Origin of the sequence: Photobacterium kasasachensis (genome assembly GCF_050336885.1) — a bacterium.
GTDB classification, from domain to species: domain Bacteria; phylum Pseudomonadota; class Gammaproteobacteria; order Enterobacterales; family Vibrionaceae; genus Photobacterium; species Photobacterium kasasachensis.
The window spans coordinates 499,576-521,500 of record NZ_JAKJSH010000005.1 but is presented as its reverse complement, the minus strand read 5'-3'; the positions used below and the strand labels follow the sequence as shown (position 1 = coordinate 521,500).

Here is a 21,925-nt window from a genome sequence, read left to right as displayed (position 1 = left end):
AGAGCAAAAAAACACTTATTTTTCACGGCGACACGGTATAATGGCGGCAAGTTCTGCTATTCAATCATTCAGATTACGGAAAACCATGAGCAAAGTTTTTACCTTTCTAAAAGGCATGGCGATGGGTGCTGCTGACGTGGTGCCTGGCGTTTCAGGCGGTACAATCGCTTTTATTACAGGGATCTACGATACATTACTTGAAAGTATTCGACGTGTTAACCCAAGCCTAATTGGCATTTGGCGAGACAAAGGCTTCAAGGCCGCTTTCGAGCATATTAACGGGACATTTTTGATCTTGTTATTATCAGGCATTCTAACCAGTATCTTTACTCTGGCACGCATTATTACATGGATGCTGCATACACATCCGATCCCTCTATGGTCATTTTTCTTTGGCCTCATCATCGTATCGGTGAATCATATGTTCAAACAAATCAAGCACTGGAAACCTAACCGGTTTCTTTCGGTTGTTGCCGGTGCGATGTTTGCCTACGGTATTACGGTCCTGCACCCGCTTAGCTTAGAGCCAACATTACTGAACACCCTTATTGCTGGATCCATCGCTATTTGCGCCATGATCCTACCCGGCATTTCAGGCAGCTTTATTCTGTTGCTACTAGGGATGTACACCCCTATCCTTGCAGCAGCCAAATCACTCGACATCGTAACACTTGGGACGTTTGCCTCCGGTTGTCTGCTGGGTCTATTAAGCTTCTCCCACGTTTTGTCCTGGGTACTTCGCCGCCATCGTGATATCGCCCTAACATTCTTGACGGGCTTAATGATAGGTACGCTCAGTAAGATTTGGCCTTGGAAAGAAACCTTAACCTGGAGAACAAACTCTAGTGGCCAGCAGGTTCCACTGCTTGAACAGAATCTTTCACCACTTAACTTTGAGCAAGTAACCGGGCAGCCTGCGCTGTTAGGCTATGCCATCGCTGCAATGCTAGTGGGAATTGGTATTGTCTGGGCGCTTGAAAAAGTCGCTGAAAAATAACTGCTTACTTCACCTTGCCCTGCTTATCCGGGGCAAGGTTTACACAATTCCCACGAGCGAACAGCTTAACTTCAACGCCCCTCACAAAATTATCTCGCTACCAATTTCCTCCACTATTATCGTGATATCATTCACAAAGTCATAACAAGCACGGACCAAATGTAAATAATGAAAAAGAGCACATGGAAGCCAATAGCCAACCTCGTATTTATCGTAGCCGTCGGTTGGGGCGGATACCAGGTGTCTGAAATCGGTAAAAACAAGACTGACAAGCAACAACAGCAAATTGACTATTGTCAGCTCAGCACTCAAGTTTGTAAACAAAACAGCGCATCTGTTACACTTGCTACTGATGTAATCAACCCAATGCAAAACACTGAAATCAATGTCCAATGGCCTGACTTACCGGCTGAAACCGATCATTTAGTACTCACATTAGAAGGTCATGAAATGATGATGGGCGTCTATCAGTTACAATTATCACGCACCGCCAGCGGTGGGTTTTCTGGCGACCTGACACTCCCGTTTTGCACATCGGATGAAATGACTTGGCGAGGGAATATTAAGCCCTTGTCTGACCAAGAAAAAATTACACCTATTAACGTTTCAATAAGGATGGTCAAGTGAAGTTTCAGTGGATTGTACTCGCACTCGCACTTTCAGCAGGTTTAATTACTCAATATATTGTTGGGTCCAAAGACCCTGCCTTAGCTGAAGCCAGTTACCCTATGAATATTCTTGAGAGCGGTCAAGAAGCTGTTGACCTCTATGACGAGGAAGACTCGCGTCTACGAGTTATCTACTTTGGCTATACCCACTGCCCTGATGTCTGTCCGACCTCATTAGCCGTTCTTTCTGCTGCGCTGAAAGAGCTCGATAATAAACAACTAGAAAACCTCTGGCCTATTTTTATCACCCTGGATCCAGATCGTGATACTCCTGAAAAAAGTGCCCAGTACGCACAATATTTCCACAAAAATATTATTGGAATGACAGGGACAGAACATCAAACTAAAGCACTCGCAGAAAAATATGGTGTGCTTTATATGCGAACTGAGTTAAAAGACTCTGCCCTTGAATACGCTGTTGACCACAGCTCATATTTTTATTTCCTCGAGCCTGACGGAACCTTGGTTGAAAAAGTTCAACATACACTGAATCCACAGATTATTGTCGAGACGATAGAACGACTTTTATCCAAGTCATCATAAAATCAAATAACTAAGCTTTTATACCCGCTCCGGCGGGTTTTCTCGTTTTTGAGAGACCTTTTTTAGCGATAAATAGGTGACAAAGAAGAAATTTGAGCAGCATATGCCATACTAATTCTGCCGACTGATAACATTTAACACTCGGTCTGTAGTGGCAAACAAAGGAGAAGAAAGAAAAATGAACCGTTCATTATCTATCCTTACCGGTATTATTCTGAGTGCGACACTGATTGGTTGTTCAAGCTCAGATGAAGTTGATCAAATGCAGCAACTTACCAACAAAGTAGATATGCTCTCTGATCAGGTAGGTGCTCTGCAAAGTCAGCAAGATCAAATGGCAGGTGCAGTTAATGATGCACGTGCTGCTTCTGACGCAGCGTATCAAGAAGCAATGCGAGCGAACCAGCGAATCGATAATATCGCGAGTTCGTACAGCAAATAAATCAAAAAGTGGCGCTTCTAGCGCCACTCCTTTTATTTAGGTTGCTCAAACTACACCCACCGACTCAAGAAAACTATATCCTCTTCCTCGAACCGTTTTAATATGCTGCTTAGACAAGCCAGACTGCACCATCTTACGACGAATGTTACTTATATGCATATCAAGATTACGATCGAAAGGGCTTAACTCCTTTTTGAGCACTTCCTTTTGTAACTCGGCTTTTGATACCACAACACCGTGCTGGTTTATCAAATACTCGATAAGTTCAGACTCAGTCCCCGTTAAAGGCAACCGAGAAATCTGCTGGCTAAGATCCGTTTGGCAATGATTAATACTCTGCCTCTGACGTTCCAGGCCAACACGCCTCAATATTACAGTAATACGCGCTAATAATTCAGGCACCCGAAAAGGTTTGGCTAGATATTGATCAGCACCGGCCTGCAACCCCTCTAACATTGAAGGTTCATCGCCTAATGCCGTCAGCATCATTATTGGTGTAGCAAATCGCTGGCAAATTCGGCGAGCAACCTGCAAGCCATCAATGTTAGGCAACATCACATCAAGCAAAACAAGATCAACGGCATTATTCTGCATGTGTGCGAGTGCATTTTCACCACAATGCTCGCAATGAACATCATAGCCTTCTTCAGTCAGTACTTCTTTTAGCAATTCACACAGTTGAATATCATCATCAACAACTAGGATCTGGGACACAAACTAACACCCAAAGAAAAACAATTCGCATTATTATCCTTATTGTCATTTAGTTCAATGATGATAACAAAAATACTTATTCCACCCTTTTAAGTGAGCAAAAACCCCGCACCCGGTTCCACTTGTCTATGCCAATTTTTCCGGCCCGATAGCTTAACAAACCCAGCTAAATTTAGCGTTCAACACTCATTTCTCAGTGCCTTATTTGAAAAAATTATTGACGTTTTTTTGATATTGAACTAAATCAATCTATCTGAGATTACATGACTTTTTCATTACGTACAGTATTGACTTTGTTGAATCCGGCATGGGGATTAGGCTCAAAGCATTTCCCACAGAGTTATTCACAGCTTCTGTGGATAAACAATTTATCCCCAGCCCAATTTCAAAGTCGTACAACGAAAAAAACGTTGCTAAATACCTACTTTTAGCGGGTTCTCAGTTGATTGATACTCTGCCCTATAAAAATAGATACAACGTACCATCTCACAATTAGCGGTAATATCATTGCAGACTGCCTTAAAAACCATCATTCTCATAAGGACTTTGCTAATACTGAATTAAAACAGCCTACTGGACGGCTATCACTGGTGTAGCCCTTGGCGACTAAAGTATAAGGATTCGTTGAGATGCAAACCTCAGATATACTCATTCATAATATTTCGCTACAAGGCAAGGATGGCCTGCATCAAATTCTGATCGAAAATGGTCAGTTCAAAACAATTGCTCCGATGGATACAGTGCTACACCATACATGTAAAGTACTTGATGGCGAAGGTGGCATGGCTATGGCCCCGTTTTGCGAGCCACATGTCCATTTAGACACCACGCAAACAGCAGGTGAACCAAGCTGGAATATTTCCGGAACGTTGTTCGAAGGTATCGAGCGCTGGGCGGAAAGAAAGTCCATGCTATCTCTTGAGGATGTAAAACAACGTGCCACGCAAACGCTAAAATGGCAAATTGCCAATGGTGTCCAGCATGTACGCACCCATGTCGACGTTTCTGATCCAACACTGATAGCGCTAAAAGCGATGCTTGAAGTCAAAGAGGAGATGAAACAGTGGGTTGATATCCAAATTGTTGCTTTCCCTCAAGAAGGAATTCTCTCCTACCCTAACGGCAAAGAGTTACTCGAAGAAGCAGTGAAACTCGGTGCTGATGTGATTGGCGCAATTCCCCATTTTGAATTCACGCGTGAGTATGGTGTCGAATCATTACACTATGTATTTGAACTCGCCCGCCAATACGATCGACTTATTGATGTGCACTGCGATGAAATTGATGATGAGCAATCACGTTTTGTTGAAACACTGGCCGCCCTGGCTCATAAATTCGAAATGGGGGACAAGGTAACAGCCAGCCATACAACTGCCATGCACTCATACAATGGCGCTTACGCGTCACGCTTGTTTCGTCTGCTGAAAATGTCGGGTATCAGCTTCGTTGCCAACCCTCTGGTGAATATTCACCTACAGGGCCGCTTTGATGATTACCCCAAACGACGTGGTATTACCCGGGTCAAAGAAATGCTGACGGCTGATATCAATGTCTGCTTTGGTCACGACGATGTCTTTGACCCATGGTATCCGCTTGGTACAGCAAACATGATGCAAGTACTCCATATGGGGCTACATGTATGCCAGGTAATGGGTTACGACCAAATCAACAATTCACTGGCTTTAATTGGCACTAACTCAGCGCGTGCACTTAACATCCAACACCACTATGGTATTGAAGAAGGCAAACCAGGTAACCTGCTGATCTTACCCGCTGAGAATGGTTTTGATGCTGTTCGTCGCCAAGTACCGGTACGGTATTCAGTCCGTCAAGGCAAGATCATTGCACAAACTCAACCTGCAACGACACAAATTTGCCTAGGAGAAAACAGCGAAGAAGTGACTTTCTGCCGATAGCTACTATTGCGAATAAAGCCACCGTTCCATTCTGGTGGCTTTATTCGAATTACTTACCCTTCTCTAACCCCTGCCCCGCAACGAGCCCAGCAAGCAATAATCATCAATAATATCGCCCCGCAGGTGCTTGCTCCGCCACTTGCTGACTTCAAATTGCAGTTAGTGTGTGAAATGCCAGAAGAGTTAAGATTACAGTCACTATTTACAAGCTCATCTTCTTTTCCGTCACCGGAGCCTGTACCACTACCGGACTCTGCATCACCACCCGAACCACCTGTATCTCCCTCTGGCGAAGTCGAAGAGGATTCTTCGGCTGTAATAAAGTCGGGCTTGGTAACTGGCTTTTCGGGGATGGTACCGACAATCGATAGAATCCATGGGTAATAGGTACCAATCCGTGTATAAAAACTCGGACGCACAAGCGAACCACAAACCAATTTGCCTATAGGGCCACCGCTGACAATACCAAACTGTACCCATTCTCCCAGCTCATTCTGTGCTCTTAGAGGCCCGCCACTGTCTCCCTTGCATGAATCCGAGCCAAATTCCAGCGAAGTACCATCGCTATCAAAAATGACCGATGGCGGTAGTGTACAGATCTTTGTTCGGTTCATTGGGCTATCAATGATGTAATGAGCGTCGTTTCCAAGCTCTAGACGAGTAAAACATTCATCCATTGGGACAAACGATAGCTTAGCTTCCAACAATCTTTTTGATACCCCACCTCCATTTGTCTGAGTTGATCCCCAACCGGATACTTTTGTATTCTCAGGTCGTTCTTTATCAGACCACTGCAACCCTAACTGAACATCGAGTTCATCAGCATCTTTATCCGTTGCCAGAGCAACATGATTAATGTTCACAGAGAAAGGCTTATCAACTCGCAATAAAGCTAGGTCATTCTCTAATGCTGTACTAATCACCTCGGTAAGTATAGAACCATCCGGCTGGAGGGTTTCTTTGAGAATTATCTGGGGGGAATATTTGGGATAAACGACAACATGAGAAACCGCGTATAGCGTTGCAACGTCTTCAACAACACTGCTTGTTGTCCCTACCATCACACTCAACTGACTGGGAGGAATCACCAAAAACTTACCATCGTCCCCCTGTCTGACAACACAATGTGCGGCAGTAAGCACCCAGCGTTGGTTAACGACGGTTCCGCCGCAAGTATGGCTTAGCTGATTTGAACTTAGACGAATCGAGGCCATCCAGCTATAGTCTTGACTAGGCTTAACGGGCGAGCCTCCGACTACATAACCAGTAACATCTGAAGCGATTGCCTGGCCAATATATAACAGGCATAAGCCTACTGAGGCGAGTAAGTGCCTAACTGTCATTACGTTCAATCCCTGGCAAATAAAAGCAGTAATTTACCAATGGATATAAAAGTGAATATGAGGAAAAAGATGTTATGCGAGGATATTCGAATTAATTTACCCCGTAACATAAGCAAGCAACATTTATCAGTTAATCTGATCCAATTTTATTTATTGTTTACTCGTCTAACTCGAATATAACTAACTGGGCTTGACGTACAAACCCAGTTTTAAAACGCTGCTTACAAATTACAGCGCTTGCAGTGAAGCACAGCTTACTTCGTTATAAGCAATATCCACGTACAGCCCACCAACTTCAGCGGCTAATTTAGGATAAAATCCATTGCTTGACGCTGTTTTGACTTTATCAAGATCAATCGTATAAACCGCCAAACCGAGCATATTAATCTCACTCGGCAGGCAGCTGCTTGAATTTCCGCTCTGGAAGCAAACCTGATCAGTGATATCAATTCTACCGCAAGTCTCTCCCTCAACCGCGATTCCCAGATTTTCAAGTGTAGACTTTGAAGCAACTGGCAGACCGTCTGGCGACGTATTCCCCTGGCTTGCGCTTGTAATTACAGCAATGTCGTAGTAACCAGGATCCAATGTTCCTAGCTTACTGGCTACCTGCGCGCCCGTAACCGTAAACACTTTAGTATTCCCTTGCGCTAAATCTTTGACATCATCTTCATCACAGCCTGCCAAAGCAAGTATAGATAGTAAAAAAACAGCCTTCTTCATCACTCGTCCCTACATCGTCTTATAATATTAATTTAAGGCAATAATGATTTTATCCTTATCTCTACATTATTACAGCCTTTCAACAACAATGAGCAAATAAATGATAGCTTAAGGCGGTTATTTCTCTTCAAACAGGCTGCTCGATAACGGACAAAAAACGACCAGCGCCAATAAAGATGTTCACTTACCATACAATTCACTATCAGCTTAGGCTTATTTGTGTGACCTAAAGCAGGATTTCTTTCCTTATCGAAAAATGCTGGCATAATAATGCCACAACAAATCTACGGACAAATCCCTATGACTATTGAAAACATCGTTAAGCAGCGTGCTGACGCAAAATGTGAACTTTGTTCATCTGAAGATAACTTGAGCGTGTATGAAGTACCTGCTTCTCCGGACACAACTGCTGGTAGCTGTGTAATGGTCTGTGGTACTTGCCGAGGTCAAATTGAAGATGCTGATACAATGGATCAGAATCACTGGCGCTGCCTGAACGATAGCATGTGGAGCCAGGTACCTGCCGTTCAGGTTATGGCTTACCGTATGCTGAAACGTCTTTCGGCTGAAACGTGGGCACAAGATCTTCTTGATATGCTTTACCTAGAAGAAGACACAATTGAGTGGGCTGAAAAAGGGATCGCGCTAGAAGCACTAGACTCTATTCAAACTCTGGATGTTAATGGCACTCCGCTTCAGGCTGGTGACAACGTCACTATCATCAAAGACCTGCCTGTCAAAGGGTCTAGCCTGGTTGTTAAGCAAGGCACCGCTGTTCGTGGCATTCGCCTAACAGACAACCCTCTGCACATCACAGGCAAAGCAGCCGGTACCAACATGGTAATCATCGCCGCGTACTGTAAAAAAATGTAATTTACGTTCGCAGTAACGATGAATCACCAAAGGCGCTAGATAGCGCCTTTGGTGTTTATGAGGCTACCTAAATCATAGATTGGCCATATTATTTATCGGACCATATCGCAAGCTCGTTGCCACTTGGCTCGGTAAAATGAAAACGACGCCCACCCGGAAATGAAAAGATAGGCCTAACAATAACCCCGCCCGCCTTTTCGACACTTTGCAGCGAAGTCTCAAGATCCTGACTGTAAAGTACAACCAAAGCACCGCCACTGGCTGTGGTCGAACACAATGTCGACTGAAAAAAACCGCCATCTAACCCTTGATTGGAAAATGCGGAATAGTCTTCACCATAATCAACAAACTCCCAACCAAATGCCTGAGTAAAAAAAGCCTTTGTCGCAGAAAGATCCACTGCAGGGAATTCAACATAATTGATTTTTTCATGCGATTCTTTTTGGGAATTATCCATATTTCACCTCTTGAGATTGATTACCCCACCTTTATTTGTCTAAAGCTTACACAGGTTGGTGATTTTAATCTCAGGGGCAGGTCAAGTGAAAACAGTCCTGACCCAGAAATTTTCACAATCATGTTTGCTCTCTGATAAAAAACATGGTTAGAATAGCGGGAAAATTAATAACAGCATCATTTGCTGTTTAGTCAAACATATTAAACGAATTTTAGTACGTTAGTCGGGGAGCCTTTGGCTGAGACCATTTCGATGGGACCCGTTGAACCTGATCCATTTAATAATGGCGTAGGGAACTAGCAACCGTGTCTCTCTGCGCCCTTCTCTCATGTGGCCTTTCTTTGACACCTGCTACCCTGCGCTCAACTTTAGGGGTAGTTATGGCGATTCCATCAAAAACACCAATCACACTAACGATTGCCGGCTCTGATAGTGGCGGCGGTGCAGGCATCCAAGCCGACATCAAGGCTATTTCGGCGACAGGAAGTTACGCCTGTTCCGTCATCACCGCATTGACGGCACAGAACACTCAAGGTGTGTCTGGTATCCTTGCCGTCGAGCCAGAGTTTGTCGAACAACAACTAGACAGTGTCTTTACTGATCTTGATGTCAAAGCTGTAAAAGTTGGCATGCTAAGTGACACCAATATTATCCGTGTAGTTGCCGCCAAGCTCCGTCAATACCAGCCTAAATATCTCGTTGTCGATCCTGTCATGGTCGCGACCAGCGGTGACCTCCTACTGCAACAAGATGCTATTTCAAGCCTGAAATCAGAACTGTTGCCGCTAGCTGATGTTATTACCCCTAATCTACCTGAAGCAGCAGCCCTACTGGGTGTCGCTATCCCTCACAGCGAGCAGGAAATGACGAATATGATAGACGGATTACGTGAAATCGGCGCTAAATCCGTTCTTCTCAAAGGCGGTCACCTGGAACAGGACACCAACAGTACCGACCTGCTTATTCTGGCTAATGATGTGATCCGCATGAGCACACCTCGAATTCCGACTAGCAATACCCACGGAACCGGCTGCACACTGTCTTCGGCAACCGCATCGTTTCTTGCCCAGGGCATTGAGCTAACAACTGCCGTCCAATGCGCAAAATCCTATATCACAAAGGCTATCAGCCACGCTGATGAACTTGAAGTTGGCTCGGGACACGGGCCGGTGCACCACTTCTTTGCAGGTCACTACCAACCTGAATAAGAGTATTGGCTATGTGCGTATCCACAACAATCCAGCACTCTCGTGCTGTCGAAGTACGTATGCAGCATGTCTCGCTGACATACAAAGATGCTAACGATGCTCTGTTCGCGGATCTGAATCTAACCCTGCCTGCCGGTGAGTGGACATGCCTGCTGGGTAAAAGTGGCTGTGGTAAAACAACACTGCTAAGGCAACTTGCAGGATTGAACGAAGATCGAGTCAATTGGCATGGCAGCCTTGCCACATCCGATAATAAGCCTCTGGCCGAACGCATTGCCTATATGGCCCAGCAAGACCTGTTACTACCATGGCTGTCGGTAATGGATAACATCTGCCTAAGTCATCGTTTCGGTTCATCTCCCTCCCCTCGGGATCAGGATAAAGCCATCAGGCTGCTTCAGGCAGTAGGGTTGGAAACCTATGCTACAGCAATGCCAGATCAACTTTCGGGAGGAATGCGCCAGCGGGTAGCACTGGCCAGAACGCTAATGCAGGACAAACCGCTAGTGCTTATGGATGAGCCATTCTCGGCACTCGATGCCGTGACACGTCATAAATTGCAGACTCTGTCAGCCGAGCTTCTCAAAGACCGTACTGTGTTGCTGATCACTCATGATCCTCAAGAAGCACTGCGCCTCGGGCACAATATCTACATCATGACTGGCAAGCCTGCCAAACTCATTGAACTAGATGCGCCAACATCACCGCCACCAAGGCAATTCAATGCCCAAATGGCAAACCACCAGCAGACCATTATTGATCAACTGGAGCAAGATTATGGCTGATCAACCCAATACCATGACCGAGTCAGTCCAAATCCGGCATTTAATTCCGAAACAGCACCGCGGGCTATCGCAAAACCTGATGCGCATTCTGATCAGCTTTGCTGTGATTATGGGTTTATGGCAGGCCTCAGTCGTAGCATTCGACATGCCGGCCTTCATTTTGCCTGGTCCGGCAGCAGTCTTAAGCAAGTTAATCGAACGCTCTGATGTGTTATGGCACCACACAATAGTCACCAGTACCGAAGTTATATTCGGACTGTTGCTTGGTTTGTTTATGGGGCTGTTTTTTGCATTGCAAATGTTGCTTTTTGCCCCTTTACGCCGCTGGCTACTGCCAATTCTTATCACCAGTCAGGCTATTCCCGTCTTTGCGATCGCTCCGATTCTGATGCTATGGCTGGGATATGGTATTGCCTCGAAAGTTGTCATGGCCGCCCTGATTATCTTTTTCCCGGTAACAACCTGCTGTTATGACGGCCTTCGCCATACACCTTCAGGATATCTGGATCTGGCCAAAACCATGGGCGCAACGCGCTGGCAGCTCCTATGGAAAATTCGGTTACCGGCGGCTCTGCCAGCTTTGGCCTCAGGCATTCGAGTCGCAGTTGTCGTCGCTCCAATCGGCGCTGTAATTGGTGAATGGGTAGGCTCTAGCGAGGGTCTTGGCTATTTAATGCTTCAGGCAAACGCCCGAATGTTTGTCGACGAAATGTTTGCCGCCCTTTTTATCCTGGCTTTCTTTTCAGTCAGCCTCTATTTCACCGCCGATGTATTGCTGAAAAAAGCAATTCCGTGGCAAAGCAAATAACACCAACAAAGTCTGACTATCAGGCGAATAAACTATAAAGATAACAACTTAAGGACAGGAACAATCAATGAAAAAGCATTTAATCCATGGATTTGCTGCACTTTCTCTATCTATGGCCTCATTCAGTGTGGCTGCTGAAAAAGTCACCCTTATGCTGGACTGGTTCGTTAACCCCAACCACGGACCTATCATTTTGGCCCAAGAAAAAGGCTGGTTTGCCGAACAAGGCCTTGAGGTCGAGATTCAGGAACCTGCTGACCCGAGTATTCCGGACAAGCTTGTTGCCGCTGGCAAGATTGATATGGCCGTTTCGTACCAAAGCACGCTTATTTCAAGTACTGCCGCAGGTTTACCGGTCGTACGCTCAGCGACCCTAATTTCGGGTCCGCTAAACTCTCTAATTGTGCTTGATAAATCAGGTGTAAAAAGTCTGGCGGATCTAAAAGGTAAACAAATTGGTGTCGCGATTGGCGGTAACGAGGATGCAACCATAGGCACCATGCTTCGATCTGCCAATGTCAGTATGGATAGTGTAAAAATCATTAACGTTGGCTGGGCGCTTTCATCTTCTCTCGCTTCCGGCAAAGTGGACGCAATTTGGGGCGGATTGAGAAACTTCGAGCTGAATCAACTAAAACTGGAAGGCTACAAAGCTACAGCATTCTACCCTGAAGAGCACGGTGTTCCGCCATATGACGAACTGATCTTCGTAGCCAACAAACACAAGTACAGCCCGGAAACGGTGAGTAAATTCAACAAGGCTATCGAAAAAGCAACTGTCTACCTGATCAACCATCCTGAAAAGGCCTGGCAGGAATTCGTAGCTTATTCTCCCGATACTTTGAATAACGATCTCAACCGTAATGCCTGGGAAGATACCCTTACCCGTTTTGCATTGCGTCCGGGAGCTGTTGAACTGAAACGATATGACGAATATGCCGAATTCATGAAAAAACACAAGATCATCACAACCCTGCCGCAGGCTAAAGATTACGTACTGACGTACTAATCACTTCTTGACTTAATTTAACAAGGACTCCCAGTGAATCATCAAGACCTTATCAAAGCCTGCCAGCAAGACTGGCAGGATTACACCGAACATAGCTTTGTTACTCAACTTGCTAAAGGTGAGCTAAATAAAAGTGCCTATCTTCATTATCTTAAACAGGACTTTTTATTCCTCAAACACTATGCCCGAGCCTATGCACTCGCGATCTTCAAGGGGCGTACCCTTGCTGAAATGCGTGAGCCGTTACCAAGCCTAACTGCTTTGCTTGATTCCGAGATGTCCCATCACGTCGAATACTGCGCCAAGTGGGGGTTGACCGAATCTGACATGGAAGGTGAACCAGAAGATTTCGGTACAGTCAGCTACACTCGCTATGTCCTTGATACCGGGATGGCCGGGGATCGTGTTGATCTCTTTGCCGCCCTCGCTCCTTGCGCGATTGGCTATGCCGAGATCGGTACTCAGCTCCTTAACTGGCCTGAAACAAAACTTGACGGTAACCCTTACCAAAGCTGGATCCAGCTATACAGCGGTGAAGAGTTCCAGTCTGGTGTACGCGACACAATTGAGCGTCTTGATGAGATGTTGGCTGAAATTCCGCTAGACAGCCAACGCGGTCAAAGACTGTGCGAGATATTTAAAACAGCGACTCGTATGGAGGTTGCCTTTTGGCAACAAGGCCTGAACGCTTCTAATAGCTAACCCAAACGCCTCACAAATGTTTTCAGTATCAGGTGTCTATTCGCAGGCACCTGGTGCTTTTTGACTATCAAGCATAGTCAGTAACACAGACAAGGCATCATCAATCATTTCGTATTGCCGAGCTTTCCCCAGTACTCTTATTCCCTGCATCTGCATCACCAAGAAATGGCTAAGCCTCGCCGGTTCAACACTTGTATTCAGCTCTCCTTGTCGCTGCGCATTTTCAATCGCATTCTTAAAGCTATCGGATAGCGTCTGATAAAGCAGACTTCCGGCATCCAGCACTTCATTATCACTGTATGCCCGCTCCAAAATGGCATTCTGCATAAAACAACCGCATTTTTGCTCCCGTTGCAAATCGGCGAAGCATGTCAGATACGCAACAATGTCCTGATAACCCGCATCAGCAGACAGACTATCTGAAAGCATCGGAAATGATATTTTCTTCAGGTAATAGTCCAGCGCTTCCCGATACAATGACTCCTTGTCGGTATAAGTGTTGTATAGGCTGAACCGATTTATTCCAAGGTGATTAACCAGGTCTGCAACAGAGGTTTCCGCGTAGCCTTTTTGCCAAAAGAGTTCCATCGCCAACAGCAGTTTTTCCTCGCGGTCAAAATTCTTCGATCTGGCCATTCCTATTCCTCGCCAAAAAAGATCAAATCATACTTGACTGATCGTTCCGTTATTGAGTAGATTTTAAACTAAACGAGCGTTCAGATAAAGGAAGTATAATGAAAATTTATGAACTAGGACCGGCACCAAGTGCTCGCCGAGTCAGTGTTTTTCTGGCTGAAAAAGGAATAGACGTTGAACGTCAGCAAGTCGACATTCGTGGGGGCGAAAACCTCAGCGAGAAATTCAAGGCGCTAAGCCTCAATGGGCAGATCCCTGTACTTGAACTCGATGACGGCACGACAATCTGCGAATCTGTCGCTATTTGTCGCTACTTTGATGAAGCCTTCCCGACAGAAGAGTCACTCTTCGGCAATAGCGCACTAGAGAAAGCCCAGGTTGAAATGTGGCAGCGCCTAATTGAACTACGCGGCCTGCTGGTCGCAATGCAAGCCTTTCGTAACATTAGCGGCATCTACAAAGACAGAGAAAACTGCATAACGGCTTGGGGAGAAGAATCTCGCCAGCGGTTAGTTGATTTCCTACCAACGCTTGAGAAACAACTCTCGAAAACAACCTATGTTGCCGGTGACACTTTCAGTATTGCTGACATTACTGCAGTCATATTGTGCGATTTCATGAAAAACCTAGAAATCCATATCGATGATAACTTTCCTAACTTACAACGCTGGTATCAACTAGTTAGCGCCCGTCCCTCCGTTAAAAGCTAAAAGGAATTAATATGATAGATCTATACACAGCAGCCACGCCAAACGGCCATAAAATCTCTATTGCGCTGGAAGAAATGGGACTTGAATACCGAGTCCACCCACTCGACCTGATGGAGGCGGAACAAAAACAGCCAGAATTTACCGCCATTAACCCAAACGGTCGAATTCCAGCTATCGTAGACACAAAAAACGACAACTTCGCGGTTTTTGAATCCGGTGCCATCTTATTGTATCTGGCAGAAAAAACTGGAAAGTTCTTGCCTGAGGATCCTAAAAAGCGCTCTCAGGTTATTCAATGGCTGATGTTTCAGATGGGCGGTGTGGGACCAATGATGGGGCAGGCAAATGTGTTCTATCGTTACTTCCCGGAAACCATTCCGGCGGCAATAGAAAGATACCAGCACGAAGGCCGCCGTTTGTTCGAGGTCATGGATAAACAGCTAGCCAAACATGCCTATCTCGCTGGTGATGAATATACCATCGCTGATATGGCAACCTGGCCATGGGTTCGAATCTATGAATGGAGCGGAATTGATATCGACGGCCTGGAGCATCTGCAACGCTGGCTCAATGAGCTTGCCGAACGCCCTGCTTGTCAGAGAGGTATTCTTGTTCCACCGCCATCAGAACTAAGTGACGAAGAAAAGGCGGCTGAAATTAGAAAAATGGTGACCCGATAACTGAGCTTAGGGTCTGTTGATCTTCATCATCTTTGAGACAGGTGAAAATAGATAGATGAACAGACCCAAGCAAGAAACGAACTAGAGAGGTGTTTGCGAAGTATTGATTAAATGTTCGTTGAAACCCAGTTCGACCAGTGATTCAAATGCTTGCCAGACATCGTCAGGAATATCTTGTGGCATTGAATACCCCAGCGCTGGGTAATCTTTGATTCGCTGAAGATCGCCTACCATAACGTTTATTACATCACTGTAGGTGAGCAGTTCATTAGGATACTCATCAAAACTGATAGGCGGCGATGTCACCATCACTTGCTTGCCCGGCCACTGCTGCATAAATGTGGCGTAGGTTCTTCTCTCCATAAATGGCTTTTGAACCAATATCAGCGTTGTAGGGTCAAGCCCCTTATCTTCCAATAGCGCCTTGGTAAAAAGAATGTTTTCACCGGTATTCGTCGACTGGGGTTCAATAAGAATAGATTCTTTGGGTACACCCATATCTGCAGCAACCAAGGCAAACGCTTCAGCTTCCGACCCACTGAACATACCGCTCGTTAATTCGCCGACTCCGCCAGAAAAGACAATATATGGTGCGTAACCATCTAGGTACAACTTTGCTGCATGCTCGGCAACTCGGATATCGTTACTGCACAGAACAAAAATACAATCGCTTTTCTCAAGCTGATCATTGAGTAAGTGGTAGTTCCAGACTTTCTTAGCCAGAGAGTGAACCTGTGATGCCATATATCCGTCCTTGAACTGAAACCGCTGGACCCACTTTGAATCCAGCATATTGAGGTAGTTTGGGTATTACTTTGCACAGCTAGAATGAAGTTAGCATGACAATATCAGCGAATACCGCTTTGAGATCTGACTAGGCCCGATGCCACCAGTCCGGGACGATGTTACAGCTGGTTTCACCCGAGCTTAGCCAACCCTGCTCTCCCTCAATAGTCAGTTGAAGCTGCATAGTACGCTCAACCATCGCTTCCAACTCGGCTAATGTTTCATCGTTGATGAAAACGACTGAAACGTTCACATATTGAGTGATCTTGCTTTTGTTTTGCTGCCACCAGACCGAGGCAGCATTGTCACCATAGGCAAAAATAATCACCTGCTGCGAACGGTGGGAGGCTTTACGAACCCGTTTTTCTTCCGGTAGACCTAGCTCAACCCATAGCTCTATCTCATCACTGAGGTTCTTAATCCACAGATCAGGCTCGTCGGTTTCTGATAGCCCTTTGGTAAATTGCAGATCTTCATTTGCATTCAAACCCCAGGCAACTAGGCGCAGCATTAATCGCTGGATTGTTTCCGAAGGATGACATGCTAATGTGTGCGATTTATCAATATAAACGTGACGGTCCAGATCAGCGACGTTGAACTGGGCCTTATAAATGGTGGCTTTCTGTGCCATAACAAAACACCTGATTTTAAGATGCCTGAAGTGTAGTAAGAATAAGACTAGAGTTCAATTTCTATTGGCTTTTCAACGCAATAACTTGCTTGTTAATGGTGGTCATTTCTCTTGCCAGTTGCTGGCATTCTTGCTGCAGCTCAATCTCAGGCAGTTGAGTAAACTTTTGCTTGTAGTGCTTTCCCGCTTCGGCCAGTAACGTTTTCCATTCAATGACGTCTACTGCTGAAAGCTCTTCGTTTAGCAGTCTCTTTCCTTCCAGGATATAGTCTTTGGCAACCACGGCATAATTATCAAAGGCCGTTTCAACGTCAGTACTTATGCTGCTCTCAAGTCGGTTGCAGCCTTTGATGAAAGTCTCTCTGAGTTGATATGTCGTGTATATCCCGACTAGCTTATCTTTCAACACATCTCTTTGCCCTCTCGGGTTAGGAGAAGAGGTCACCTCTGAGGCCTGAGCTGCCAGTGAAGCAAAAATTAACGAAAAACCAAAACACCAAGTTCTAATGAACACAGTTATTAACCTATCATACTTACTATTAACTCCATGATACGTGATTACTGCTATTGTGCTGTGCGATTTTCGTGATCTAGCACTCACCTTTAAAACAATGTTTTATTCCAATAGTGTATTGATTTTAAGGGTGTGGTTAATAATTAACTCTTTCTTGGCTTTCGACAGCCTTTTGATTCTGTACTCCAGCCGCATAGCCGTTTTCTTATCACCGACTTGCTCAAACCAGGCTAAATTCAATGGGCCTTTCCCTTTCAGGTACTTGGCCCCTTTCTTACGTCCACTATGTTCATTCAGACGGCGTTCGACATCTGTCGTCACACCACAATAAAGTTGATTTGATGCGGTTCTTATTAAGTAGACCGACCATTGTGCGGCTTTATTACGCTCTGCATCAGTCTGCTTCGCTGTATGTTCAGCCAGAGAAGTGTTATGTGTTTGCTTCATCATATAAAAAGGCTCAGCCAGTGCTGAGCCATACTTTAGTAAATTACGCGACTAATTTCTTCGTTTAAGATGTCAATGATTCAAGTAGCTCTTTAAGTTCGGCTATCTCTTCTTTCATTGCTGCAACTTCTTCTTCAAGTTTTGCCATGCGCTGAGAAGTTGGTGATGAACCGCCCGTAGTCGGAGCCGCAGCAGCCTGCTCAGCCAAGGCTTCGAGATCAACCTCACCACTGAACAAATGCATGTATCGAAAATCTCGCTTGCCCGATTCTTTTGGCAGCTTCACAACATACGGACCTTTGCTATGTTCTGCCAGGCCATTTAATACAGCTTCTGCCTCTTTTACGTCAGCAAGCTCACACAGACGGTTCGTTCGGGTACGGATTTCGCCAGGTGATTGCGGACCACGCAGCAACATCACACACAGCGCAGCCTTCTCCTGCTTGGTAAACTGCAATGTACTGAATTCAGTATTGCAGAATCGGTGCTGGTACTTCGCTACGCGGCTACCAAATCCTGCCGTTACTTCCTGAATAATGCGTTTAGCTTTCAGCGCTTCAACAGTATCCAGTACGGTCGCTTCGTCCAGCGACATCACAGGATCTCGATTACTTTTCTGGTTACATGCTGTCGTCAATGCATTCAGTGTTAATGGGTATTGATCCGGGGTAGTCACTTCTTTCTCTAGCAAACAACCCAACACTCGCGCTTCATTCTGCGAAAAGCAAATATCCATGATCTTCCCTCACCCTTCTTATTGTTGATACCAATACTGATTCCACTCTTTATGAACACGTCATGCCAAGACTGGAATCAGCACTGACCTGTAGGCAGATTAGCACGCGCAGCCTGAACAACAAGCGTTTGCCGAACCGAGTGTTTGAAAATCAATCAATTAGCATTCAATCTTGCGAAGTTATCTCATTTAACCTTAATCGACGGGAAAGTTAGAGGCTGTTGTTTTGATGGGAAGGAACAACGCAGCACACTTAACTGCCTTCCAAATCCAATTTCAGGCATTGAAAGAGCAGCTAAGTCGGTACAGAAAGGAGGTGAACTCAATCAGGTAAACTCTGCAGCAACGTAACGATTACGCCCCTGCTCCTTCGCTTTGTAAAGCACCTTATCAACGATTTCGTACATGTTCTCAGGCGTTTCAAGGCCCGTAGGGATCCACGCAACCATCCCTTGGCTTACGGTTACCACATCCGACGTCGTCGATTTCGAGTGAGGGATCTCTAGCCGCTGGATACAGGCCTTCAGTCTTTCACACTCCTTAACAGCCTTGGTTTTGTCACAATGGCTAATCAAGACCACAAACTCTTCACCACCGTAACGGGCGGCAAGCTCCCCAGCCCGACTAAAGGTCTGCTTGAGCTCGCCGGCAACCGCCTGTAGGCAACGGTCACCTTCAAGGTGCCCGTAGTGGTCATTAAACGGTTTGAAGTGATCCACATCCACCATGATGATGGTCAGCGATAAGTTATTGCGTCCATGCCACGAAATAAACTCAGCCAACTTCTGATCAAGATAACGTCGGTTGGCCAGCTTGGTTAAGCCATCTTCATTAACCTGTTGCGAAAGGCGCTCATTAGCCAGTTCAAGTTGCTCCGACGCTTCCTTCAGTTGGTGTCTCATGTGCGCAATACGCTGCATGGCTTTTAATTTAGAGACCAAAACCATTTTGTTTACTGGCTTGACCAAATAATCATCTCCGCCCATATCAATGGCTTTGGCAATCATTTCAGGTTCATCATGACCGCTCAGAAAGATGATAGGCACCCAGTCAGGGTGTTGAATTCGAATTTGCTCCGCCACCTCGGTGCCACTCATATCCGGCATGCTGACATCAAGCAGCACTAAGTCCGGATCAAACAACGGGTATTTTTCAATGGCTTCATGTCCTGAACCAACAGCCTCGACAATATGACCAAGACGCTGCAACCTCATTGCGAGCTGCATACGTTCAAGGTGAACATCATCGACCAGTAAGATACGCATTGCTTCCATGAAAGCATCCTATTGATATTGAAACATTTGTATTGTCTTTAGTTATAGCACAGCTAGAAAATTTGCCTAACGATAATATGAGCATACTTTCACTATAGGCGATCGAACGTGACCTGCTTAGCAAGTTTTCAATTCTGACTGGCAATCTGTTACCGATAACAAGCTATATTACTCTGGCTAACCAAATTAGACGGTTACGCGGAGAAAAGTTGACATTTATACGTAGGGCTATAGGATTCCCCTCCTTAACTATTCATGCTGTAGGAATTAGCTATGTCTGAGATTGAAAATAAAGAAGAACAAATCGCCGAAGAAGTAACCTTTACTCTTGACGATTGTTCACCAGAACTTCGCCAGGTTGTCGAGTTTGAAGAAGTGCCGGAAGAACTATTGGGCATGCTAGTCAACGTCTACAAAGCTTCTGAAGGAACATCTCGCCTGGCGTGGGACCAGCTTCCTGCAAGTGCGCAAAATGTGCTGGACAACTTCGAACAGTTTCATGCTCTTATCGCGCTTAGCCAGAGCTACTCAGGTGTAGACTTCCTGGGTGAGCTTCAGGAATCGAAAAAGCCTGATGACATGACAGACGAAGAATACACAGAATACAAAGCCGTTATGCTAGACAAAGTACTGCATAACTGCGTAAAAGACATGTGCAAGCAGCTGAAAAAAGCACGCCGCAACCCACCAATGAAGCGTGAGTTCCTGGAAATCTTTAAGAAGTAATCTTATTGTTCCAGCAGGGAGGTATTCGCCTCCCTGAGCCCCTTCAGAGCTGCACAATCATTTCCTTCCCCGCACGAGCCAACTCCCCTACTCTTTTCCCTTATTCATGGTAGACTTACTTTCCAGCGTAAAATTAAACCTAGCGTCCTAGATTACTTTATCTATGCCTTTTGCTGATGAAACCTCTAGTAACTAACGCTATGAGTTCTAAAAGGAAACGTTCCACTGTGTCACAAGTCATCAGAGGTATTAATGTCAAGCCGTGAGCAGATTAAATTTCAAACTGACGTTTACTTCATTCCATGCCAAGGCATCATCAAATCTTCTGACTCAATACAAAAGCTCAACCTCTCAGAACAAAACATCCTGACTTTTTTAATCGATAACCACCAGCGTCCGATTACCAAGAGCGAATTACTGAAAGTAGGATGGCCTGATCGAGTTGTTACAGAAGCATCATTGTTTCAGGTTATACGGGCGCTTCGGGTAAAACTGCAGGAAAGGCATAAAGGTGAGGTCATTGAAACCTTGCCTCGTGTTGGTTATCAAGTTACTCAGTTCGAACGACAGGAAGTCCCACTCGACACAGAGCTGACAAAGAAAACCAAATTTATCTTTAAGCACCCTCTTTTCCCATTTTCGTTTGTTTGTTTTCTTCTTATCGCCAGTATTGGTACCTATTTCTGGTTAAATCATTACAAACGACCGGCACAAAATAATTACTTAACCCAAACAGAAAACTGGGGAGATAACTCAGTTACTCTCATTGCCACTAATGAAGACGATTTGGATGATCTGCGGCAAAAACTCAATCTTGCCTACCGGCTACACCTAAAAATGGTCTCACCACCCAAAATTACCAAGGTAAAAGCCTTTGCTTATAAGGGTGACGGAATCTACTCTGTTGCATGGTGCCGCGTTGACAAAGAAAGCGCCTGCCAGCCAAACACCGATTTTTCATATACTTTTGGCTATCACAACTGGGAACAATTTTCTGATCTTCTCGTTCATGAAACAAAGACCTACCGGGATGATCCGGTTATCCAAACCCAGCTGGCACGAGAACCAACCGCGCAGGTATTCATGAACTATATCGACGAGTCCGGTATTCAGTCGAAGGTTGTCCATCACTATATCTCGAAAGGTGAATCTGCCACGCTCAACTACTCTTATATGTCTTTCATTACTGAAAAAGACACAGACTTCCATCACGCCCTGTCAGTGCGTGCGGCTACCTTATCGATCATCGAAAATGAGTCGCCTTTTCTTTCAACCGCCCAGCTTAAACCAGACATGTTTCATTGGGCGTATCAGCCAAGTGATTTATTTGTCGAGGAGAAGTCGACGGCGCTGATGACTGAATCGAAAATGAGGGATGACTTTCGAGCCAAACGTATCGCGTACAGTTACCTACTATACCAACAGCCCTACTTGGATCTGATCTTCTATCCCAATGTAGGGATCTACTGGGTCCATAACAGTGTGAAAAACACCAAACTGTTTAATTACAAGCAATATATACCGGAGTACAAGCAGCAAAGCGCTAATTGAACAACGTTAAAATAAAATCTTGTTATACCGCGGCGGCTACTTATAC

The 21,925-nt window shown here is 45.3% G+C and carries 25 protein-coding genes, 1 pseudogene and 1 riboswitch; of the genes and pseudogenes, 15 read left to right on the top strand and 11 right to left on the bottom strand.

Features of this window, described 5'->3' with window-relative positions:
- Positions 1 to 85: 85 nt before the first annotated feature.
- The 4 genes from L4D19_RS06695 to L4D19_RS06680 all read left to right on the top strand — a co-directional run bounded on the left by L4D19_RS06695 (position 86) and on the right by L4D19_RS06680 (position 2,650).
- Complete coding sequence (locus tag L4D19_RS06695; protein ID WP_428451783.1) at positions 86 to 997, top strand: polyprenyl-phosphate transporter; 912 nt, start codon at positions 86 to 88, stop codon at positions 995 to 997.
- 168 nt (positions 998 to 1,165) lie between these two features.
- Positions 1,166 to 1,624, top strand: coding sequence for a hypothetical protein (locus L4D19_RS06690; protein WP_428451782.1), 459 nt, complete (start codon positions 1,166 to 1,168; stop codon positions 1,622 to 1,624).
- On the top strand, positions 1,621 to 2,208 hold the full coding sequence (locus L4D19_RS06685; protein WP_428451781.1) for an SCO family protein: 588 nt from the start codon (positions 1,621 to 1,623) through the stop codon (positions 2,206 to 2,208). Before L4D19_RS06690 ends, L4D19_RS06685 begins: the two co-directional genes overlap by 4 nt.
- 178 nt (positions 2,209 to 2,386) lie before the next feature.
- Positions 2,387 to 2,650, top strand: a complete 264-nt coding sequence (locus L4D19_RS06680) for an Lpp/OprI family alanine-zipper lipoprotein (protein ID WP_036821101.1) — start codon at positions 2,387 to 2,389, stop codon at positions 2,648 to 2,650.
- A 45-nt stretch (positions 2,651 to 2,695) separates the two neighbouring features.
- On the opposite strand, the gene L4D19_RS06675 is transcribed toward L4D19_RS06680, so the two are convergent.
- On the bottom strand, positions 2,696 to 3,364 hold the full coding sequence (locus tag L4D19_RS06675) for a response regulator transcription factor (RefSeq protein WP_428451780.1): 669 nt from the start codon (positions 3,362 to 3,364) through the stop codon (positions 2,696 to 2,698).
- A gap of 629 nt (positions 3,365 to 3,993) precedes the next feature.
- Between L4D19_RS06675 and L4D19_RS06670 the strand changes: the two genes are divergently transcribed.
- On the top strand, positions 3,994 to 5,280 hold the full coding sequence (locus L4D19_RS06670) for a cytosine deaminase (RefSeq protein WP_428451779.1): 1,287 nt from the start codon (positions 3,994 to 3,996) through the stop codon (positions 5,278 to 5,280).
- 53 nt (positions 5,281 to 5,333) lie between these two features.
- Here L4D19_RS06670 and L4D19_RS06665 read toward each other — a convergent pair whose 3' ends face one another.
- Positions 5,334 to 6,623: a S1 family serine peptidase gene (locus L4D19_RS06665; RefSeq protein WP_428451778.1), complete on the bottom strand. Its 1,290-nt coding sequence runs from the start codon at positions 6,621 to 6,623 to the stop codon at positions 5,334 to 5,336.
- A gap of 228 nt (positions 6,624 to 6,851) precedes the next feature.
- Entirely contained in the window at positions 6,852 to 7,346 is a 495-nt protein-coding gene (locus L4D19_RS06660) for a hypothetical protein (RefSeq protein WP_428451777.1), read from the bottom strand.
- Between the two features lie 300 nt (positions 7,347 to 7,646).
- On the opposite strand from L4D19_RS06660, the gene L4D19_RS06655 reads away from it, so the two are divergent.
- Positions 7,647 to 8,219, top strand: a complete 573-nt coding sequence (locus L4D19_RS06655) for a PhnA domain-containing protein (RefSeq protein WP_075761912.1) — start codon at positions 7,647 to 7,649, stop codon at positions 8,217 to 8,219.
- A gap of 88 nt (positions 8,220 to 8,307) precedes the next feature.
- On the opposite strand, the gene L4D19_RS06650 is transcribed toward L4D19_RS06655, so the two are convergent.
- Positions 8,308 to 8,676, bottom strand: coding sequence for a VOC family protein (locus tag L4D19_RS06650; protein WP_428451776.1), 369 nt, complete (start codon positions 8,674 to 8,676; stop codon positions 8,308 to 8,310).
- 214 nt (positions 8,677 to 8,890) lie between these two features.
- Positions 8,891 to 8,988: riboswitch (TPP riboswitch) on the top strand.
- A gap of 68 nt (positions 8,989 to 9,056) precedes the next feature.
- Here L4D19_RS06650 and thiD point away from each other — a divergent pair.
- The 5 genes and pseudogenes from thiD to tenA all read left to right on the top strand — a co-directional run bounded on the left by thiD (position 9,057) and on the right by tenA (position 13,188).
- Positions 9,057 to 9,884, top strand: coding sequence for a bifunctional hydroxymethylpyrimidine kinase/phosphomethylpyrimidine kinase (gene thiD, locus L4D19_RS06645; RefSeq protein WP_428451775.1), 828 nt, complete (start codon positions 9,057 to 9,059; stop codon positions 9,882 to 9,884).
- Positions 9,885 to 9,895: 11 nt separating this feature from the next.
- Positions 9,896 to 10,669, top strand: coding sequence for an ABC transporter ATP-binding protein (locus L4D19_RS06640; RefSeq protein WP_428451774.1), 774 nt, complete (start codon positions 9,896 to 9,898; stop codon positions 10,667 to 10,669).
- A gap of 79 nt (positions 10,670 to 10,748) precedes the next feature.
- Positions 10,749 to 11,477, top strand: a pseudogene (locus L4D19_RS06635) (ABC transporter permease); the annotation flags it as partial.
- 67 nt (positions 11,478 to 11,544) lie between these two features.
- Positions 11,545 to 12,486, top strand: coding sequence for an ABC transporter substrate-binding protein (locus L4D19_RS06630; protein ID WP_428451773.1), 942 nt, complete (start codon positions 11,545 to 11,547; stop codon positions 12,484 to 12,486).
- 33 nt (positions 12,487 to 12,519) lie between these two features.
- Entirely contained in the window at positions 12,520 to 13,188 is a 669-nt protein-coding gene (gene tenA, locus L4D19_RS06625) for a thiaminase II (protein WP_428451772.1), read from the top strand.
- A gap of 36 nt (positions 13,189 to 13,224) precedes the next feature.
- Here the strand turns inward: tenA and L4D19_RS06620 are convergent, their stop codons facing one another.
- Positions 13,225 to 13,824, bottom strand: coding sequence for a TetR/AcrR family transcriptional regulator (locus L4D19_RS06620; RefSeq protein ID WP_428451771.1), 600 nt, complete (start codon positions 13,822 to 13,824; stop codon positions 13,225 to 13,227).
- A 98-nt stretch (positions 13,825 to 13,922) separates the two neighbouring features.
- Here L4D19_RS06620 and L4D19_RS06615 point away from each other — a divergent pair, with 98 nt between their 5' ends.
- Positions 13,923 to 14,534 carry a glutathione S-transferase family protein gene (locus L4D19_RS06615; RefSeq protein ID WP_428451770.1) on the top strand — a complete coding sequence of 204 codons (612 nt, stop codon included), beginning with the start codon at positions 13,923 to 13,925 and terminating at the stop codon, positions 14,532 to 14,534.
- A gap of 11 nt (positions 14,535 to 14,545) precedes the next feature.
- Positions 14,546 to 15,214 carry a glutathione binding-like protein gene (locus L4D19_RS06610; protein WP_428451769.1) on the top strand — a complete coding sequence of 223 codons (669 nt, stop codon included), beginning with the start codon at positions 14,546 to 14,548 and terminating at the stop codon, positions 15,212 to 15,214.
- A gap of 81 nt (positions 15,215 to 15,295) precedes the next feature.
- On the opposite strand, the gene L4D19_RS06605 is transcribed toward L4D19_RS06610, so the two are convergent.
- The 6 genes from L4D19_RS06605 to L4D19_RS06580 all read right to left on the bottom strand — a co-directional run bounded on the left by L4D19_RS06605 (position 15,296) and on the right by L4D19_RS06580 (position 19,593).
- Positions 15,296 to 15,958 (bottom strand): YdcF family protein, encoded by a 663-nt coding sequence (locus L4D19_RS06605; RefSeq protein ID WP_428451768.1) that lies wholly within the window; start codon positions 15,956 to 15,958, stop codon positions 15,296 to 15,298.
- A 130-nt stretch (positions 15,959 to 16,088) separates the two neighbouring features.
- Positions 16,089 to 16,631 carry a YaeQ family protein gene (locus L4D19_RS06600; RefSeq protein ID WP_428451767.1) on the bottom strand — a complete coding sequence of 181 codons (543 nt, stop codon included), beginning with the start codon at positions 16,629 to 16,631 and terminating at the stop codon, positions 16,089 to 16,091.
- Positions 16,632 to 16,692: 61 nt separating this feature from the next.
- Entirely contained in the window at positions 16,693 to 17,037 is a 345-nt protein-coding gene (locus L4D19_RS06595; protein ID WP_428451766.1) for a hypothetical protein, read from the bottom strand.
- Between the two features lie 210 nt (positions 17,038 to 17,247).
- The gene (locus tag L4D19_RS06590; protein ID WP_428451765.1) at positions 17,248 to 17,595 is read right to left on the bottom strand and encodes a GIY-YIG nuclease family protein; all 348 of its coding nucleotides are present in this window, start codon (positions 17,593 to 17,595) and stop codon (positions 17,248 to 17,250) included.
- A 61-nt stretch (positions 17,596 to 17,656) separates the two neighbouring features.
- Positions 17,657 to 18,328: a YceH family protein gene (locus L4D19_RS06585; protein WP_428451764.1), complete on the bottom strand. Its 672-nt coding sequence runs from the start codon at positions 18,326 to 18,328 to the stop codon at positions 17,657 to 17,659.
- 326 nt (positions 18,329 to 18,654) lie between these two features.
- Positions 18,655 to 19,593 carry a GGDEF domain-containing response regulator gene (locus L4D19_RS06580; RefSeq protein WP_428451982.1) on the bottom strand — a complete coding sequence of 313 codons (939 nt, stop codon included), beginning with the start codon at positions 19,591 to 19,593 and terminating at the stop codon, positions 18,655 to 18,657.
- Positions 19,594 to 19,875: 282 nt separating this feature from the next.
- Here L4D19_RS06580 and L4D19_RS06575 point away from each other — a divergent pair, with 282 nt between their 5' ends.
- Both L4D19_RS06575 and L4D19_RS06570 read left to right on the top strand, forming a co-directional pair.
- Positions 19,876 to 20,328: a DUF3069 domain-containing protein gene (locus tag L4D19_RS06575; protein ID WP_075761882.1), complete on the top strand. Its 453-nt coding sequence runs from the start codon at positions 19,876 to 19,878 to the stop codon at positions 20,326 to 20,328.
- A gap of 252 nt (positions 20,329 to 20,580) precedes the next feature.
- Positions 20,581 to 21,879 carry a winged helix-turn-helix domain-containing protein gene (locus L4D19_RS06570; RefSeq protein ID WP_428451763.1) on the top strand — a complete coding sequence of 433 codons (1,299 nt, stop codon included), beginning with the start codon at positions 20,581 to 20,583 and terminating at the stop codon, positions 21,877 to 21,879.
- The last annotated feature ends 46 nt before the right edge of the window (positions 21,880 to 21,925 follow it).

Bases quoted from the DNA above. Each gene is read 5' to 3' on its own strand.
- L4D19_RS06695 (WP_428451783.1), top strand. From the start codon at position 86: ATGAGCAAAGTTTTTACCTTTCTAAAAGGCATGGCGATGGGTGCTGCT.
- L4D19_RS06690 (WP_428451782.1), top strand. From the start codon at position 1,166: ATGAAAAAGAGCACATGGAAGCCAATAGCCAACCTCGTATTTATCGTA.
- L4D19_RS06680 (WP_036821101.1), top strand. From the start codon at position 2,387: ATGAACCGTTCATTATCTATCCTTACCGGTATTATTCTGAGTGCGACA.
- L4D19_RS06670 (WP_428451779.1), top strand. From the start codon at position 3,994: ATGCAAACCTCAGATATACTCATTCATAATATTTCGCTACAAGGCAAG.
- L4D19_RS06665 (WP_428451778.1), bottom strand. From the start codon at position 6,623: ATGACAGTTAGGCACTTACTCGCCTCAGTAGGCTTATGCCTGTTATAT.
- L4D19_RS06660 (WP_428451777.1), bottom strand. From the start codon at position 7,346: ATGAAGAAGGCTGTTTTTTTACTATCTATACTTGCTTTGGCAGGCTGT.
- L4D19_RS06655 (WP_075761912.1), top strand. From the start codon at position 7,647: ATGACTATTGAAAACATCGTTAAGCAGCGTGCTGACGCAAAATGTGAA.
- L4D19_RS06650 (WP_428451776.1), bottom strand. From the start codon at position 8,676: ATGGATAATTCCCAAAAAGAATCGCATGAAAAAATCAATTATGTTGAA.
- thiD (WP_428451775.1), top strand. From the start codon at position 9,057: ATGGCGATTCCATCAAAAACACCAATCACACTAACGATTGCCGGCTCT.
- L4D19_RS06640 (WP_428451774.1), top strand. From the start codon at position 9,896: ATGTGCGTATCCACAACAATCCAGCACTCTCGTGCTGTCGAAGTACGT.
- L4D19_RS06630 (WP_428451773.1), top strand. From the start codon at position 11,545: ATGAAAAAGCATTTAATCCATGGATTTGCTGCACTTTCTCTATCTATG.
- L4D19_RS06620 (WP_428451771.1), bottom strand. From the start codon at position 13,824: ATGGCCAGATCGAAGAATTTTGACCGCGAGGAAAAACTGCTGTTGGCG.
- L4D19_RS06615 (WP_428451770.1), top strand. From the start codon at position 13,923: ATGAAAATTTATGAACTAGGACCGGCACCAAGTGCTCGCCGAGTCAGT.
- L4D19_RS06610 (WP_428451769.1), top strand. From the start codon at position 14,546: ATGATAGATCTATACACAGCAGCCACGCCAAACGGCCATAAAATCTCT.
- L4D19_RS06605 (WP_428451768.1), bottom strand. From the start codon at position 15,958: ATGGCATCACAGGTTCACTCTCTGGCTAAGAAAGTCTGGAACTACCAC.
- L4D19_RS06600 (WP_428451767.1), bottom strand. From the start codon at position 16,631: ATGGCACAGAAAGCCACCATTTATAAGGCCCAGTTCAACGTCGCTGAT.
- L4D19_RS06590 (WP_428451765.1), bottom strand. From the start codon at position 17,595: ATGATGAAGCAAACACATAACACTTCTCTGGCTGAACATACAGCGAAG.
- L4D19_RS06585 (WP_428451764.1), bottom strand. From the start codon at position 18,328: ATGGATATTTGCTTTTCGCAGAATGAAGCGCGAGTGTTGGGTTGTTTG.
- L4D19_RS06580 (WP_428451982.1), bottom strand. From the start codon at position 19,593: ATGCGTATCTTACTGGTCGATGATGTTCACCTTGAACGTATGCAGCTC.
- L4D19_RS06575 (WP_075761882.1), top strand. From the start codon at position 19,876: ATGTCTGAGATTGAAAATAAAGAAGAACAAATCGCCGAAGAAGTAACC.
- L4D19_RS06570 (WP_428451763.1), top strand. From the start codon at position 20,581: ATGTCAAGCCGTGAGCAGATTAAATTTCAAACTGACGTTTACTTCATT.